Consider the following 14,738-nt stretch of genomic DNA (forward strand, 5'->3'; position numbering starts at 1 on the left):
GAAATGGGATTTACTAATATCGGCATTCCCGGCTTAATCATCATTCTCGTCATCACCCTGATCATCTTTGGGCCGAAAAAACTGCCTGAAATCGGCTCAGCCTTCGGGAAGACTTTATCCGAATTCAAAAAATCGGCCAACAGCCTGATGAATGATGACGAAGAAGAAGACTCTGTAAAAAAAGCGGATCTTTCCAAGGATAAGAACCAGCAGCTCTAACAGCAGGGAGGGATTGAAATGAAAACTGATGAGCAAACACTTGTTGAACATATAACCGATCTCAGGAAAGCAATCATCCGATCGCTGATCTTTTTCCTATCCTGCTTTATCTTATCGTTCGTGTTCATTAACAAGCTGCTCCCCCTCCTTTCCCAGGAATATAAGCTGGTCATGCTTGGGCCGCTGGATGTGGTGAGGCTGTACACCGGGATTGCCGGCTGCATCAGCCTCGGCCTCTCCCTCCCTTTCATCGCCTACCAGCTGTGGATATTCGTGAAGCCGGCATTGACGGAAAAGGAAAGCAAAACAACCGTCATGTATCTCCCGGCCATCTTTTTAAGCTTCGCCGGGGGCATAGCATTCGGGTTTTACATCATTTTCCCTACCGTCTACCGGTTTCTGATCAATTTGGGCAATCATCATTTTGACATGATGATTACAGCGAGGGAATATTTTTCATTCATGATGATGTCCACCATTCCTTTCGGCTTCCTGTTCGAGGTGCCGCTGATGCTGATGTTCCTGACCACCATCAATATCGTTACACCAAAGCAGCTAAGCTCTATGCGAAAGTATGCCTACCTCATCCTGGCAGTCGTTTCCGCTTTGATCACACCGCCGGATCTGTTTTCGCAGATGATTGTCCTCATCCCGCTGATCGGATTGTATGAAGTCGGCATCCTGCTGTCAAAGCTCTCATTCCGCAAAATACTGAGGCAGGAAGCTGCACTGCAGGCGACAGAGGTTTAATGCCTGCTAGTTTAAAAGACGCATGGGCGAGGTAATGAAGAATCATAGACTTCATCACACGGAGGGATCAGGAATGTCCGAACAAAACCATATGGTAAATGAGAATGGCGAACTGAACGAGAATAATATTGAGGACACTGTCAGCAGAATCTCAGAAGACAAAGCAGCGGATATTTTAAGCAGCTTCGACGAGTTCCGAGGCTACTTGGCGGAGCGGATCGAGCTGGGCAAGAAGATTGGTTTAAATGAAGAACAGCTTGCCGCTACAGCAAAAAAGATCGCAGAATATCTTGCTCAAAATGTTGATCCGCAAAACCGCGAAGAAAAACTGCTGAAGGAATTATGGAAAGCCGGAAATGAGGAAGAAAAAGAGAAACTGTCACATCTGCTTTTGAAATTTGCGGATGGGGCTGCTTGATAAACCAGGAAATTGATGGGACTGCTTAAGATTAGGATAATATTATGGATGGGGCTGTTGATTTCCGTTCCAGGCACTTCGCTTTCCGCGGGGCGGCGCTGAGCCTCCTCGGAGCAAGCTACTGCGGGGTCTCAACTCTTCCGCTATCTCCCCCAGGAGTCTACATGCCTTGCACTGCAATCAACAGGTCTTTGAACTTTTTTTGCAAATTCCCATTACAAAAATTTACTTTTCAATACAAAAAGGAGATACGGAAGAATTCCGTACCTCCTTTTTCACGTTGCCTTAAATTAGTCTTTCTCCTTTAATTCGATAAAAAAGAGACAGTCTAAACTGCCCCCTATCTCCCATCAATTAGGCTCCACATGAACATGGACATCATAAACCCCGTGATCCTTCATCAGCGCTTTTTCCACATGTGTGGCGATATCATGCGCTTCCCTGATATCAAGGGTTGAATTGACAAGGATGACTACATCCAATACTTCATTATTGCCGTAGTTCCTTCCCTTGATTGCTTTAATGCCCTTAACGCCGGGCACTTTCAGGATTTCGTCGCTGTATTTGAGGAGCAGATTTTCATCAAATCCGTCGGAAAGATCGTGTGAAGCCTGTATGAATATATCCCAGGCGGTCTTACAGATCAGCAGCCCGACAATGATGGCTGTTACGGTATCAAGCCAGGGCATTTTCAATTGTGAACCAAAGATCCCTATGGCCGTACCGATACTCACCCAGGCATCTGATAGATTATCCTTTGCTGCCGCCATGACGGCTTTGCTTTTAATTTTATCCGCAAGCCGCTTATTATACCGGTAGACAAAGTACATGGCTGCTGCCGAAAAAATGCCAGTATAGGCCGCGATGATATCAGGCGGCGTTTCCTTCCCTCCATCAAAAATGGAAGCTGCACCTTCTATCAGGACCTGCAGCCCGACAGCAGCCATGATGAACGAAGCAACCATGGAGGCGATCGTCTCACTCTTCCAATGGCCATAGCCATGATTCTGGTCAGGCGGCCGCTGTGATATTTTCAGGCCGATCAATACCGCAACAGATGCAATGATATCAGTTGTATTATTTAAACCGTCTGCCTTCAGGGCAGCCGAGTCACTTATATATCCTACTGCGAGCTTAAGGACCGAAAGGCATATGTAAGCGATGATGCTTATGATGGCCCCGCGCTCCCCCAGCTTCAGATCCTTATACTTTTGTTCTTCCATCCCGGACCTCCTTTTTAGCACTTGACTATAATAGCAGGCAGGAATCGGGTGGGTCTAGAGCAATCTTATTGTGTCCCCTTAACTAATTAAGAAGCAAGCAAGTAAGTTGGCTGGAGGAAAATTAACTGCGTGCAGAAAAAAAAGCCGCCAATATACTGGGGGCTCTTCTCACTGCACTATTTTCAGTTTCATCAAATATCTCATTTAAAGGACTCTGCCATCTTAATCATCTGAGTTTTGCTGACTTCGCTCGGCGTCAATAATGGAATATATGTAATCTGATAGTGGACCCCATCATCCTCCCAGTACAGGATCCTCTTATCGTCATGACCTGGAATAAATACTCCTTCCAAACCTTCTCCGATTCTGACCTTTTCCTGTTCAATATCTTTCCCATATTCAAATTCTTCTTTTTTAATGACCAGCACCACGGTGTTTTTGTTTTTATTCATAAAAGTCAAATCCACCTGGCCGACACCGTCTGAATAGGTTTCCCATACTTTCATATCTGGGAAAGGCATTCTTTCAGGCAGCTTGATTTCCATCGGCAGCTTTTCCCTTTTTAGCTGTGTGGTTTCCTGCGTGTAGTCGTATTCATGCATATTTCCCCTTGCATACGTCCAGCCGCCGCCCGCTGCTGCTAATAAAAGAACAACAAGAATTAAAATTCCCCGTTTATTCAAGCTCCTATTCTCTCCTTCAATATATCACTTTTCCTATATTCTACCATTTTTCTTTTTCCTTTTGCTTTAATATCCGCAAAAAAAGAAGCAGCTCCTTCTCAGCTGCTCCTTCGTGTGACAATCATCCCCTGTCCCGCTGCCAGGGAAGGTCTGCTCCGTATTTATTTGCCCGCGCTTCGCTGTCTTTCCGGCGCTTTTTGCGGATTTCGAGACGCTCCTTGGCTGATTCATGAAGACTTTTCTCTTCTTCTGTTTCCGGGACAACCTGCGGCACTGCAGTCGGCTTGCCCTGATCATCTATTGCAACAAAAGTCAGGAATGAGACGGCGCAGACATTCCTCTCTCCTGTAATCAGATCTTCGGCAATAACCTTGACGAAGATTTCCATTGAAGATCTCCCTGTATAGGTGACGAAAGATTCCAGGCAGACGGAATTGCTTTCATAGATCGGATGAAGGAAATCAACAGAGTCGGTGGAAGCCGTCAGCACATTCATCCTGGCATGGCGCATGGCTGAAATAGCGGCGACATCGTCAATATAGGCCATCAGCCTGCCGCCAAACAAAGTACCATAATTATTTGTATCCGGCGGGAGCACGATGCTCGTTTTTACTACAAAAGACTCCCGGCAAAATTTTTTATTTTCCATGATAATGCCCCTTTGCAAGAAATAAACTTATGTATCCATCTTACCAGATTCCCTTTTTTGCGGCCCGGGAATCCTGTTCTTGCGAGAAGTTTTATTAAAAATTGGCTGCTCTTTAATAATATGGTTGAAAATTCCTTTTTGAATGCATATAATTTAATTAACCACTGTTCAATAAATTATATTCAGCAAAGGTGATCATCATGTCCCCAAGAAAATCTGCACAGTCTGAGCTGACAAAAGAAGCGATCCTGGACGCCGCAAGAGAACTTTTTGTGGCACAAGGCTACAGCTCCGCCTCAATGAGGAAGGTGGCCCAGGCCCTGAACTGCAGCCATGGCGCCCTTTATTACCATTTTAAAAATAAAGCTGAGCTTTTCTACGGCATAGCAGAGCAAGGGTTCGAAAAATTAAATGCTCTTCTGAAGGAAATCATGGGCCGCACGGGGTTGTCGAATGAAGAAAAGCTGTTTGAGATCCTTCTCGGCTATATCCGTTTCGGATTGACCCATCAAAAGCAATATGAAGTGATGTTTCTGATCCGTGATGAAGAACTGGACTGCTATATGCAGGAAGCTCCTTATGAAAGCTACCGGCACTTTGCCGAAGCGGTTGCCGTCCTTCTTCCAAAGCCTCCTGCAGCCCAGCAAATCTGGTCCGCTTTTATCAGCCTGCACGGTTTTGTCACCCACTTCAGCCGCTCAGAGGCTGAGTTTGAGGAAACACAAAATCTTGCACGCACACATGCGCGTTTTATCATTGGCGGATTAGAGGCTGCAGCTAAATCATAAAAAAGAAATGGAATCCATTTCTTTTTTTAAAACGATTAATTGAACACTGGTCAATAACATAAAGGGAGAGAATCATTATGAAAACTGCATTAGTATTAGGCGCTGCCGGCGGAATGGGCTATTCCCTCACGGAAGCATTGCTTAACAAGGGCTTTCATGTCATTGCTGCTTCAAGATCGCTTGATAATCTGGAAAAACTGCGCAGGATTCCGGGGATGCTGCCCGATATCCTCGCATGCGATGCTATGGATAGAACCGAGGTAAAGAAGGCCGTTACCCAGGCAGACCTTGTTTTTCACAGCATCAATATCCCCTATCAGGAATGGGGCAGCCTGGCCATCATCATGACGAACATCCTCGAAGAATGCCGCATCCAGAACAAGCCTTTCATCTACACAGACAATATCTATGCTTACGGCAGGCAAGCATCTCCGGTCAAAGAGTCTGCGGTTAAGAATCCCCATACGAAAAAAGGCAAAATCCGCCTGGAGCTGCTTGAACAGATCCGGAAGTCAGGGACCCGCTATATCATTGCCCATTTTCCTGATTTCTATGGACCTGACACAAGCAATACCCTGCTTGACTATACGTTGAAGCAGGCCATGGCCAAGAACAAGGCAGGCTTTCTCGGCAAAACTAATCTCGAACGGGAATTTATCTATATTAAGGATGCCGCCGAAGCACTGGCAGAGCTTGCGCTGCATGAGGAAGCATATGGCGAGGACTGGAATATCCCCGGATCCGGCACAATTACCGGCAAAGAGATCGAAGCGGTATTGACCGGATACTTCGGCAGGCAGGTCAGGCTATGGCCCATTTCACGCTGGATGATCCAGTCCATCGGCCTCTTTGACCCCTTCATGAGGGAATACGCCGAAATGATGTATCTGAACGAAACGCCCGTTGTTCTGGATGGCTCCAAATATGAAAGGCTGATTGCTCCTATTCCAAGGACTCCTTATAGCGAGGGCATAACCGCAGCACTGCGGCAGCTCGAGTCCCAGCCCGCTGCACGATAATATGGAGATGGCTGCTCTTGGCTGGCAGACTTTGATTTTTGCAGGGTGAACTGAGGACTTCTGATGATAGATCATGAGATTTAGAGGGTTCCAGTTACGCGATCTAAATCCTTGTCTTCGAAAATGTAATTCACAGGGTTTTAGTTGAGCGAACTAAGACCCTCTATCCTCGAAAATGTGATTCAGAGGGTTCTAGTCGAACGAACTAAGACCCTCTATCTCCGAAAATGTAATTCAGAGGGTTCTAGTTGAACGAACTAAGACCCTCTATCCTCGAAAATCTGATTCAGAGGGTTTTAGTCTAGCGAACTAAGACCCCCTATCCTAAAAAAAAGAGATTCAGAGGGTTCTAGTCGAGCGAACTAAGACCCTCTGTCCTCGAAAATGTGATTCAGAGGGTTCTAGTCGAACGAACTAAAACCCTCTATCCCCGAAAATGTGATTCAGAGGGTTCTAGTCAAGCGAACTAGAACCCTCTATCCTCCAAAAAGACATTCAGAGCCCCCAGCGATTCATCAAGACCCTCCATTTCCCAAGAGAAATCACGTCAATAAAAAAACCCTCCAGGAAGACATATCTTTACTGTCTACCTGAAAGGGCTCATTCCTCTGCCAAGGGCTCATCTTATTTAAAAAACGAATTCTTTTTCCTCCCTTTAAGAATGTCTCCCATCCAGCCTTTGCTGCGCAGAATCATATAGATGCCGATGGTGGAGACAATCATGAGGACGATGGCGAATAAATAACCCCATTTCCACTCCAGCTCCGGCATCAGCTTAAAGTTCATTCCCCAGATCGCCCCGAGTGCGGTTATCGGGGTAAAGAGGGTGGTAAGCACGGTGAGTGTCTTCATGATTTCATTTCCCCTGTGGGCGGAAACGACTTCCTCAATGTGGACAAGCGTCGCGATTTCCTGCTGGTATTCCCTGATCAGCATCAGGGCCCGGTCCGTCCTCTTGGCGGTCCGCTGATATTGCCTTCCTTCTGCTGCAAAATCGCCAAATGCCTCTTCTGCCGCAATTTTCAGCTCCTGGAAAGGCACAGTGAGGTTCTTCCAGACAAGAAGCTCATGGCGGGATTCATAGATTTCCTCAAAAGTACTGAGGCTGTTTCTTTGCTTGACCTTCCAGAGAAGATCGTTCAGCTTCTTCTCATATCCATCAATCTTCGTTAAATTGGAGTCCAGTATCTGCCCCAAAAAGACAAAGAATCCTTCAATAGCATTATCCGCATCGTCCATATGCTTCAGGAGCGAATCCTCACGGACAGAATCAATGGCATCAAATTTAAAATTCACGGTGATTAAAAATTCACGCGTAAGGAAGAAATGAAAAAAATTATAATCCTTCTGGTCCTCCAGCGTCTGCTGGTAGATCAGCGAGCCGCGGATATGCTCCCTGCCAGGCGTCAATGTATCCATCTGGAGGCAGTTTGTATCAGTATCGCTTGATGAGTCCCTCCACTCCTTGATTGCTTTCTCAAAATGTATCTCATTAAGATTCGATGCTTCATCTATTGTATTGAAATTATGCCAAGTCCATTTGTTATCATTCAATTTATACTTCATGTTATCCCCCGCCTTTCTTTTCCTGTTTCCCTGCTCACAGGCTTCCTTAAACCAATTTAGCAAGGAAGCAGATAAAGGTTTTACCAGTTTCTCCAAATACTGATGCTGCGGGCCAGGTTTGAGCAGGAATCAAAAGGGTACATGTAAAGCAAGCCAAATCAAATCATTTTTAAGGAGGAGCTTTTAACTATGAATACTCGTCCATTGAATTCGTATATCCTTGCAGGAGTCGGCATCAGCAGCATCCTATTGCTGGCTTTGAAGAGCAGAAAGAGAATCCAGACATTCACAGTGAATGTAACTAACAAAGTACTGCCTTCCAGAGCGAAAAACCACCAGGTGGTACCGGTTGAAAAAGGCGGTCATCCTGACCCGTATGATATCCAGGATAATAAAATGGTGGATGAAGGATCCATGTACGCAGTGAATTATTACAACGAGAAGGAGCAGGCCTGAAGCGATTTTTATCCTTCAGGCTTATTTTTGTCCAAGAGGAAATTAGGGGGATATTATGGCCTATCTGTTCATTTTCATCTATATCGTTATCATACTGGCGGTCATCGAAATCAGTGCCCTGCTCTTTATTTATACAGGGCTTGATAAGCAGATCGCCCGCTTTCAGGTCATCTCCATGATGACCGGCACCGGGTTCACAACCGGGGAATCGGAGCTGATTCTTGAGCATCCATTAAGAAGGAAGATCAGTGCCTTCCTGATTTTATTCGGGGCGTTCTCCCTTGCCGTCATTATCTCTACCATAAGCAGCATTCTGTCAGATGAATTCCTTACTGAAGAAGTCGGTTATATTGCCGCAGCACTTTTCTTGATCATCCTCATATTAAAAATACCGCCAGTCAAAAATAAATTCATAGATTGGCTAAAGCATGATGCGGAAGAGCATTACGACTTTACTGATCTCCCTATGAAGGATGTCCTTTTAACGGATGAGGACGATTATATTTTAAAATATCCGGTTCTTGAAGATTCTCCGTTCGCCGGCAAAAAGCTGAGTGAAATCATAGACCCTGAGAAGGATGATGTGGTTGTCCTGTATGTGAGGAGGGGCGAAATTACCATCCGGAAGGAATGCCTGTCCACTGAAATACAGGAAGGGGACGATGTCTTCGTTTATGGAGACAAAGATACCATTAAAAAGATATTCGGAGATGAGACAGAGGGCAAGGACGTCAAGAAGGAAGGCTGACCGTTACTCGCCGCCCAGCCTGGCTTTAAGCCTTTCTTTCCCTCTTTTCATTCTTGTTTTTACGGTGGACATGGGCACATCCACTTCAGCGCTGATTTCCATCAATGTACGATTATGGTAGTAGAACAGCAGAAGAGGATCCCGGTACATATCTGGCAGTGAGCTTATTGTTTCCACCATTTCCTCCCTGCCTGATTTATGGAGGAATTCCTCCTCAGGGTCCGGACTTTTTTCGGCTTCCATGGAATATTTGTAAGCCTCTTCCTCCCAGAATCTTTTTTCCTTTTTCTCTTTTCTCCAGAAGTCCCTGCACTTATTGATGGCAATCCTGTACAGCCAGCTCCTGAATTTAGCTTCTTCCTTGAAGGCCGGAAAAGCGAGGAAGGCAGAGATCAGAACCTCCTGATAAAGGTCTTCTGCCTGCTCTTTGTGGCGGATCAGCGAATAGATATATTTATAGATAAAGAGTCCGTTTTCCTTGATCAGCTGGTCAAAACGGCTGTGGCCGTTTTTGTTTTCCTGATATTGGGGCAGCATGCTTTCTTCTCCTTTCCCCATTTGCGTTTTCATCTAATAGACGCAAATGGGGAATGGCCCCCCTACAGTTTTTACGAAAAAATTATGAAGTTGGCTCCAGCCTGTACTTTTCCCTCAGGAGGGAGATCCCTTCTTTACATACCCCATAGGGAAGCCAGGAGCAGCCTTCACATAAATAATCCAAATCATCGGGACGGACCTTTGCGGCTGTCAGGCTGAGCAGCAAATGCTTATCATACTCCCTGTTTTCCTCTATGCCAAGATGCTCGATCACCTTTGCATCCATGGACAGCACATGCGCATTTGACCCTTCGCTTGCCTCACAAATCACCTTTCCCTTATGCGGGCATGCCTGGCAGGCGTTGTCAAAATCAGCCACTGCCTTGATGCGGAATTGCTTGCGGTCATTCCGGATATCCTCTACAATCTCTGCCATATTCTCCACGAATCCCTGGCTATAGCCCATCCCCCGGAAACCATGTACACATAATAAATGGTGGCCCCTAAGCGTTCGATCCATTACCATCTCTCCTTTACATCTACCAATTCTCCATTCAGCCGGAAAATCCTTTTAGAGAGTCTCCGCCCTGTCATCCTTCAGGGTCCAAAAGGTGATGCCGATCTTCTTGCAGATGGTCAGGTAGTGCATGAATGTCAGCAGCATAATCCCTGTATTCATGCCGATGATAATGCCGTCCATCCCAAGCCTCCCGCCGAGGAAATACATGATCGAAAACGAAACGAGCGTGGACCAGACGGTATGGACAAAAGCATCCTTCATCAGCCCGAGGCCGATCAGATAAGCCTGCATGGGAATGACAAAATAGTGGAGCAGGAAATAAGGGCACAGCAGCATCAGATATACAGCGGCATCCGAGGAATGGAAAAACGTTTCTGTCAGCGGCTCAGCAAAGAAATAGATGGCAGCAGCTGCAGGAATGCCATAGATGGCTGTAATCAGCATCACCTGCTTCAGCAGCCCGATGAGCACATCCGTTTCATTGCGCGCCTGGGCCTTGGACACTGCCGGGATCAGCATGATCAAAAACGAATGGGCAATAAAAGCAGGAAAAAAGCCGATGGCCATAGCGATTCCCGTAAGCATCCCAAATTGCCCGAGTGCCATTTCCTGGCTGAGGCCGGCCTGCACAAGCGCAGCTTTTATCAAAAAAGGCTGTATGGCATGTGTAATCGAATGGAATACCCTCAGAGCCGTCGTCGGGATGGACACAGCCATCAGGTTCTTCCTTACCGCCGCCCCCTTCAGGCTTTCCGAGGGCCGCCCCTTTAATTGATGATATTGGATGAAAAATACATGCAGCAGGTACAGGAATATAACGATTTCACTGCCGATGAACGTACAGATGCCGACCAGCATGGCTGTTTCTGTATTAAAATCAAACAGCTGATACAGAAAAACAAGCAGCAGCAGCTGGACCAGCTTCCGCACAAGGCTGGTGTATGCAATTTTCCCCATTTGGTTCTTCCCCATAAAAAATCCGCGCGCAATCGATGAAAAAGATATGATCGGGATCAGCAGGATGACCAGCCATCTGAGCAGCGGTGAGAAGTGCTGGAAAACCGGGACAAATGGCAGAATGGCAATCGCGGCAAGAAACAGCACCGAGGAAAAAACGATGGTCAGCCTGATGGCATGGCCCAGCATGCTCCGATGGTATTTTTCTTCTTTTTCCGCTACGAATTTGGAAACAGAAATAGGAAGCTCAAAGCTGGCAAGCAGCATCACAAGGAATATCGTCGGAAGAATGGACATATACATGCCAAGCCCCCGCTCGCCCAATTCCCGTGCCAGCACCATATTGACCAGAAATTCTATGCACTCCCCCAAAAAGGAGGCAATCACCAGCACGAGTGTTCCCTTCAAAAACGAATTCATTGTACAGATTCTCCTTGTCTCTCGGATCTTTGGCCAGCAGCCATACTTTTAAAAGATATGAGACAAGTCTATGAATTATTATCCTCAAGCAGGATTGCGCTATTGATTCCCTTTTTTAAAAGGAGGAGCCTGCCTCTCTAGCCTCCTCAGTTATATCCTCCCATTTTCCGCATAAAATGAATTGACGAGTTTTATCCTGAAGGAGGTTAAAGGCTTGAACTATCAGAATGAAGTGCATTTTACCCCCATGAAAGCCTATAGTCCCTACCACAGCCCTTATGATCCGTGTCCGCCTTTGAAAATTAAATACTACAGCACACCGCCGCACTTATATATGCATTTTCAGCCGCCGAATCTTGAGCAATTCCCGCCCCACGAAGCCCTGATGAGGGGAACGCTCTGGAAGCCTCTCTATGACTATTACGACAATCCCTATAAGAAAGGAATCCACGGCCATGGCTAAACAGATGGGCAGTGACTATTACCAGCTGATGCATGAAATCCAGGCGGCGGATTTCGTGCTTGTGGAGCTTACCTTATACCTCGATACCCATCCCGGCGACAGGCAGGCCCTGCAGCAGTTCCAGCAGTTCTCTGACTATTCCCGGAAACTGAAGAAGCGATATGAAAAAGAATACGGGCCGCTCCTGCAATTCGGGGTCAGCAACAACCCCGGCGACACCTGGAAATGGAGCCAGGGACCTTGGCCCTGGCAAGTATAAGGAGGATCCTTCATGTGGGTTTATGAGAAAAAACTGCAATATCCAGTGAAAGTAAGCACCTGCAACCCAACATTGGCAAAGTATCTAATCGAACAGTATGGCGGAGCGGACGGCGAGCTGGCAGCTGCCCTCCGCTACTTGAATCAGCGCTACACCATTCCGGAAAAAGTCATCGGACTCCTCACAGATATCGGGACAGAGGAATTCGCCCATCTTGAGATGATTGCGACGATGATTTATAAACTAACCAAGGATGCCACGCCTGAACAGATGAAGGAAGCTGGCCTTGGAGAGCACTATGTCAATCACGACAGTGCGCTGTTTTATCATAATGCTGCCGGCGCCCCCTGGACGGCCACCTACATACAGGCAAAAGGCGACCCAATCGCCGACCTGTACGAGGATATTGCAGCAGAGGAAAAAGCGCGTGCCACCTATCAATGGCTGATCGACATTTCTGATGACCCTGATATCAATGACAGCCTCCGCTTCCTGAGAGAAAGGGAAATCGTCCATAGCATGCGCTTCCGCGAAGCCGTGGAGATCCTGAAGGATGAGCGTGATAAAAAGAAGATATTCTAATAGATCCAAAATGAAGAAGCCGGAAACTCATCCGGCTTCTGTTTGTTAGGAAAGGCATTCTTCCAGCTTTCTATACAGTTCTTCTCTTCTTTGTTCAAGCTCCTCTTTTTCCTTGAACATATTTTGCAGGGCAGACAAATCCTTTTCGGCCTCAAGCCTGCCGTCCAGTGCAGAGATCTCCGCTTCAATAAGCGCAATATCTTTTTCCGTCTGCTCAGGATTCTCTTTGCTTACCTTTTGAATTTCACGGCGCACTGCCGGCTTCTTTTTTGCCGGCTTTTCTTCTATAGCGGCCGCCTGCTTTTTTTCTGCCTTCTTCCCTTTTGCCCAGTCATAGCTTCCCGCAAAGGTATGAAGCTGCCGGTTTTCAATCCAGCTGATCCTGGTGAACAGCTTATTCAGGAAATAGCGGTCATGCGAGACTGCGAGAATGGTTCCCTTATAGTCCTGCAGCGCCTCCTCCAGGACTTCCCGGGATTCAATGTCGAGATGGTTTGTCGGCTCATCCAGAATCAGAAAGTTTATATCCTGGTACATCAGCTGGGCGAGGCGCAGGCGCATTTTTTCACCGCCGCTCAATTTGGACACCCTGCGGAAAACTGCATGGCCATAGAACAGGAAGCCTGCAAGAATATTCCGTGCCTCCCCTTCCGCCACAGAAATCTCATTCCGGAATGCTTCAAGGACAGTTTCATGCTCAGAGCCAGGCTGGATATGCTGCGACAGATAGCCTATTTTCACATTGCTCCCAACCCTTACCTCTCCGTCATCTGCCGGCACCTCGCCCAGGATCATTTTCAGCAGTGTCGACTTGCCGCTGCCATTGCTGCCGACAATCGCTGTCCTGTCCTGAAACTGGATATGAAGATCAGCTCCTTCAAAAAGCGTCTGGCTGCCAAAATGCTTGGAAGCCCCCTTCACCATCACTACATCCTTGCCGCTCCGCTGAGCAGAATCCAGCTCCATATTCATTTTCTTGCGGTTCAGAATGGGACGGTCGAGCTTTTCCATCCGTTCAAGCGCTCTTTCCATGCTCCTCGCCCTCTTGTGCAGCCCTTCATTCGGCGGGTTGGCCTGGTTGGCCCATTCCCGCAGGCGTTTGATTGCTTCCTTCATTTTCTTGATTTTCTTCTGCTGCTCTTCGTACTGCTGAAATTCCCTCAAAAGCCTTTCTTCCTTTTCTTTTACAAATCCGCTGTACCCTGTCTGATAAGAAGTGAGCTCCCCATCTTCCAGGTCAAAAATCCTGCTTGCAATTTCATCCAGGAAATAGCGGTCGTGGGATACAACAATCACGGTTCCTTCGTATTCTTTTAAAAATAGCCCCAGCCACTCTACAGCTTCGATATCCAGATGATTGGTCGGCTCATCGAGCAGGAGGAAATCAGGATTTTGCAGCAGGGTGAAGCCGAGTGAGACTTTTGTTTTTTCCCCGCCGCTCAAGGACGAAAAGCTTTTGTTCAGCAAACCCTCAATTTTCAGGCCCGATGCCACCCTGGCCAGACTTGCCTCCATTTCATAGCCGCCGCCATGGGCAAATTGCTCCTGAAGCACGCCATATTCTGCGATATACCGCTCCAGCCTGCTGGCATCTTTTTCCGCGGCCATTGCCTGCTCGCACTCCTTCATCTTCCTCTCAACCACTGTCAGTTCCTTGAATGCCTGAAGGAGTACATCCCTGCCTGAAAAATGCTTTGGATATTCAGGAATCTGCAAAAGATAGCCAATCCTCGTGCCTTTTTTCCAATGGACCTGGCCTTTATCAGGCGTCTCGGCGCCGGCCAGCAGCTTGAATAAAGTCGTCTTGCCGCTTCCATTCCTCCCTACAAGGCCCACGCGGTCACCTTCATGAATCTCAAAAGCCACTTCCTCAAAGATGGTTGTGCCTCCATACATTTTTGCTATATCATTTCCGCTGCATGCGATCATTTTCATTTCCTCCGGATAATAGTTATTTTTGCATAATAAAAAGCCATGGGGAAAATTCACCCATGGCCCTGCTTTTATGACAGACCCGTCCTGAGAGCAGGACGGTGCACTAAATAAAAAGGGGAGCATCCATAAGAAGCTCCCCTTTTGCCCGTTCATAGATAAGCGGATCAGAGATGTTTCTCACCGTTTTGTTTTTCTTATGAAGTTGCTGAAAATGGACAGACTTGTCCCGTTGGCAGCAGCTTCATGAAAAATTGCACGGCAAATCGAAAGGTATGACATCCAGTCTCCGCGCAGCAAAACAGCGTTATTCATCTCTTCTCCACCTCCCTTTGCTATAGTTAGCTCCATTCTACCTTTGTCAGAATAATTTTGCAAGCCTGTTTTTTAGGAGACGCATTCCCCTGTGCAGCAGTAGCTGACCGGCCACGCCCGGCTGGAGCATGATATTGAGGGCTTTTTCATTCTTTTGCATCTATCCGCTCTCTCTCCGATGGTTATCTTCTCCCCCTGTGAGGAATATGGTAAATAGGCAGCTGGTGCCTGGCA

At 47.0% G+C, this 14,738-nt stretch carries 19 protein-coding genes; 10 read left to right on the forward strand and 9 right to left on the reverse strand.

Translation table 11 applies throughout. The annotated features are described in order from the left end of the window. Positions 1-3: 3 nt before the first annotated feature. The 3 genes from tatA (at position 4) to LCM00_RS14080 (ending at position 1,387) form a co-directional block, all read left to right on the forward strand. Positions 4-219: a twin-arginine translocase TatA/TatE family subunit gene (gene tatA / locus LCM00_RS14070; RefSeq protein ID WP_224903108.1), complete on the forward strand. Its 216-nt coding sequence runs from the start codon at positions 4-6 to the stop codon at positions 217-219. Between the two features lie 18 nt (positions 220-237). Continuing rightward, positions 238-969, forward strand: coding sequence for a twin-arginine translocase subunit TatC (gene tatC / locus LCM00_RS14075; RefSeq protein WP_224903111.1), 732 nt, complete (start codon positions 238-240; stop codon positions 967-969). A gap of 73 nt (positions 970-1,042) precedes the next feature. Further along, positions 1,043-1,387: a DUF3243 domain-containing protein gene (locus LCM00_RS14080; RefSeq protein ID WP_101551771.1), complete on the forward strand. Its 345-nt coding sequence runs from the start codon at positions 1,043-1,045 to the stop codon at positions 1,385-1,387. A gap of 350 nt (positions 1,388-1,737) precedes the next feature. Here LCM00_RS14080 and LCM00_RS14085 read toward each other — a convergent pair whose 3' ends face one another. From LCM00_RS14085 to LCM00_RS14095, 3 genes are all read right to left on the reverse strand, one after another. Then, positions 1,738-2,610 (reverse strand): cation diffusion facilitator family transporter, encoded by an 873-nt coding sequence (locus LCM00_RS14085; RefSeq protein ID WP_224903115.1) that lies wholly within the window; start codon positions 2,608-2,610, stop codon positions 1,738-1,740. Between the two features lie 200 nt (positions 2,611-2,810). After that, a complete protein-coding gene (locus LCM00_RS14090) occupies positions 2,811-3,293 on the reverse strand; it encodes a DUF4367 domain-containing protein (RefSeq protein ID WP_224903119.1) in 483 nt (160 codons plus the stop codon). A 121-nt stretch (positions 3,294-3,414) separates the two neighbouring features. Then, complete coding sequence (locus LCM00_RS14095) at positions 3,415-3,942, reverse strand: acyl-CoA thioesterase (RefSeq protein ID WP_009792208.1); 528 nt, start codon at positions 3,940-3,942, stop codon at positions 3,415-3,417. A gap of 200 nt (positions 3,943-4,142) precedes the next feature. On the opposite strand from LCM00_RS14095, the gene LCM00_RS14100 reads away from it, so the two are divergent. Together LCM00_RS14100 and LCM00_RS14105 are read left to right on the forward strand one after the other, a co-directional pair. Continuing rightward, positions 4,143-4,730 carry a TetR/AcrR family transcriptional regulator gene (locus tag LCM00_RS14100; RefSeq protein ID WP_224903122.1) on the forward strand — a complete coding sequence of 196 codons (588 nt, stop codon included), beginning with the start codon at positions 4,143-4,145 and terminating at the stop codon, positions 4,728-4,730. 77 nt (positions 4,731-4,807) lie between these two features. Then, a complete protein-coding gene (locus LCM00_RS14105) occupies positions 4,808-5,749 on the forward strand; it encodes an SDR family NAD(P)-dependent oxidoreductase (protein WP_224903124.1) in 942 nt (313 codons plus the stop codon). Between the two features lie 624 nt (positions 5,750-6,373). Here the strand turns inward: LCM00_RS14105 and LCM00_RS14110 are convergent. Continuing rightward, complete coding sequence (locus LCM00_RS14110; protein ID WP_224903126.1) at positions 6,374-7,315, reverse strand: magnesium transporter CorA family protein; 942 nt, start codon at positions 7,313-7,315, stop codon at positions 6,374-6,376. A gap of 189 nt (positions 7,316-7,504) precedes the next feature. On the opposite strand from LCM00_RS14110, the gene LCM00_RS14115 reads away from it, so the two are divergent. Together LCM00_RS14115 and LCM00_RS14120 are read left to right on the forward strand one after the other, a co-directional pair. Further along, entirely contained in the window at positions 7,505-7,771 is a 267-nt protein-coding gene (locus LCM00_RS14115; protein ID WP_224903129.1) for a hypothetical protein, read from the forward strand. A gap of 55 nt (positions 7,772-7,826) precedes the next feature. Continuing rightward, the gene (locus LCM00_RS14120; RefSeq protein WP_224903131.1) at positions 7,827-8,519 is read left to right on the forward strand and encodes a TrkA C-terminal domain-containing protein; all 693 of its coding nucleotides are present in this window, start codon (positions 7,827-7,829) and stop codon (positions 8,517-8,519) included. Between the two features lie 3 nt (positions 8,520-8,522). On the opposite strand, the gene LCM00_RS14125 is transcribed toward LCM00_RS14120, so the two are convergent. Genes LCM00_RS14125 through LCM00_RS14135 form a run of 3 tightly spaced genes read right to left on the reverse strand, consistent with a single transcriptional unit; the run spans position 8,523 to position 10,953 of the window. Then, the gene (locus LCM00_RS14125; protein ID WP_224903133.1) at positions 8,523-9,089 is read right to left on the reverse strand and encodes an RNA polymerase sigma factor; all 567 of its coding nucleotides are present in this window, start codon (positions 9,087-9,089) and stop codon (positions 8,523-8,525) included. A 49-nt stretch (positions 9,090-9,138) separates the two neighbouring features. After that, the gene (locus tag LCM00_RS14130) at positions 9,139-9,576 is read right to left on the reverse strand and encodes a DUF1284 domain-containing protein (protein ID WP_224903135.1); all 438 of its coding nucleotides are present in this window, start codon (positions 9,574-9,576) and stop codon (positions 9,139-9,141) included. 51 nt (positions 9,577-9,627) lie between these two features. After that, entirely contained in the window at positions 9,628-10,953 is a 1,326-nt protein-coding gene (locus LCM00_RS14135) for a polysaccharide biosynthesis protein (protein ID WP_224903137.1), read from the reverse strand. Between the two features lie 247 nt (positions 10,954-11,200). Between LCM00_RS14135 and LCM00_RS14140 the strand changes: the two genes are divergently transcribed. The 3 genes from LCM00_RS14140 to cotJC are packed head-to-tail and all read left to right on the forward strand — an operon-like array spanning position 11,201 to position 12,257. Next, positions 11,201-11,416 (forward strand): spore coat associated protein CotJA, encoded by a 216-nt coding sequence (locus tag LCM00_RS14140; RefSeq protein WP_148973691.1) that lies wholly within the window; start codon positions 11,201-11,203, stop codon positions 11,414-11,416. After that, positions 11,409-11,675, forward strand: a complete 267-nt coding sequence (locus LCM00_RS14145; RefSeq protein WP_224903139.1) for a spore coat protein CotJB — start codon at positions 11,409-11,411, stop codon at positions 11,673-11,675. Before LCM00_RS14140 ends, LCM00_RS14145 begins: the two co-directional genes overlap by 8 nt. 12 nt (positions 11,676-11,687) lie before the next feature. Next, positions 11,688-12,257: a spore coat protein CotJC gene (cotJC, locus tag LCM00_RS14150; protein WP_224903142.1), complete on the forward strand. Its 570-nt coding sequence runs from the start codon at positions 11,688-11,690 to the stop codon at positions 12,255-12,257. Positions 12,258-12,302: 45 nt separating this feature from the next. Here the strand turns inward: cotJC and abc-f are convergent, their stop codons facing one another. Both abc-f and LCM00_RS24675 read right to left on the reverse strand, forming a co-directional pair. Continuing rightward, a complete protein-coding gene (gene abc-f, locus LCM00_RS14155) occupies positions 12,303-14,186 on the reverse strand; it encodes a ribosomal protection-like ABC-F family protein (protein ID WP_224903145.1) in 1,884 nt (627 codons plus the stop codon). 183 nt (positions 14,187-14,369) lie between these two features. Further along, positions 14,370-14,504: an RAxF-45 family protein gene (locus tag LCM00_RS24675; protein ID WP_263623359.1), complete on the reverse strand. Its 135-nt coding sequence runs from the start codon at positions 14,502-14,504 to the stop codon at positions 14,370-14,372. Between the last annotated feature and the right edge of the window lie 234 nt (positions 14,505-14,738).

The organism is Bacillus infantis (assembly GCF_020171945.1).
GTDB lineage: Bacteria > Bacillota > Bacilli > Bacillales > Cytobacillaceae > Bacillus_AB > Bacillus_AB infantis_A.

Excerpts from the sequence above, each read along its gene's own strand:
- LCM00_RS14135 (WP_224903137.1), bottom strand. The coding sequence starts at position 10,953 with ATGAATTCGTTTTTGAAGGGAACACTCGTGCTGGTGATTGCCTCCTTT.
- abc-f (WP_224903145.1), bottom strand. The coding sequence starts at position 14,186 with ATGATCGCATGCAGCGGAAATGATATAGCAAAAATGTATGGAGGCACA.
- LCM00_RS14115 (WP_224903129.1), top strand. The coding sequence starts at position 7,505 with ATGAATACTCGTCCATTGAATTCGTATATCCTTGCAGGAGTCGGCATC.
- tatA (WP_224903108.1), top strand. The coding sequence starts at position 4 with ATGGGATTTACTAATATCGGCATTCCCGGCTTAATCATCATTCTCGTC.
- LCM00_RS14125 (WP_224903133.1), bottom strand. The coding sequence starts at position 9,089 with ATGAAAACGCAAATGGGGAAAGGAGAAGAAAGCATGCTGCCCCAATAT.
- cotJC (WP_224903142.1), top strand. The coding sequence starts at position 11,688 with ATGTGGGTTTATGAGAAAAAACTGCAATATCCAGTGAAAGTAAGCACC.
- LCM00_RS14080 (WP_101551771.1), top strand. The coding sequence starts at position 1,043 with ATGTCCGAACAAAACCATATGGTAAATGAGAATGGCGAACTGAACGAG.
- LCM00_RS24675 (WP_263623359.1), bottom strand. The coding sequence starts at position 14,504 with ATGAATAACGCTGTTTTGCTGCGCGGAGACTGGATGTCATACCTTTCG.
- LCM00_RS14120 (WP_224903131.1), top strand. The coding sequence starts at position 7,827 with ATGGCCTATCTGTTCATTTTCATCTATATCGTTATCATACTGGCGGTC.
- LCM00_RS14145 (WP_224903139.1), top strand. The coding sequence starts at position 11,409 with ATGGCTAAACAGATGGGCAGTGACTATTACCAGCTGATGCATGAAATC.
- LCM00_RS14085 (WP_224903115.1), bottom strand. The coding sequence starts at position 2,610 with ATGGAAGAACAAAAGTATAAGGATCTGAAGCTGGGGGAGCGCGGGGCC.
- LCM00_RS14110 (WP_224903126.1), bottom strand. The coding sequence starts at position 7,315 with ATGAAGTATAAATTGAATGATAACAAATGGACTTGGCATAATTTCAAT.
- LCM00_RS14105 (WP_224903124.1), top strand. The coding sequence starts at position 4,808 with ATGAAAACTGCATTAGTATTAGGCGCTGCCGGCGGAATGGGCTATTCC.
- tatC (WP_224903111.1), top strand. The coding sequence starts at position 238 with ATGAAAACTGATGAGCAAACACTTGTTGAACATATAACCGATCTCAGG.
- LCM00_RS14140 (WP_148973691.1), top strand. The coding sequence starts at position 11,201 with ATGAAAGCCTATAGTCCCTACCACAGCCCTTATGATCCGTGTCCGCCT.
- LCM00_RS14100 (WP_224903122.1), top strand. The coding sequence starts at position 4,143 with ATGTCCCCAAGAAAATCTGCACAGTCTGAGCTGACAAAAGAAGCGATC.
- LCM00_RS14095 (WP_009792208.1), bottom strand. The coding sequence starts at position 3,942 with ATGGAAAATAAAAAATTTTGCCGGGAGTCTTTTGTAGTAAAAACGAGC.
- LCM00_RS14130 (WP_224903135.1), bottom strand. The coding sequence starts at position 9,576 with ATGGATCGAACGCTTAGGGGCCACCATTTATTATGTGTACATGGTTTC.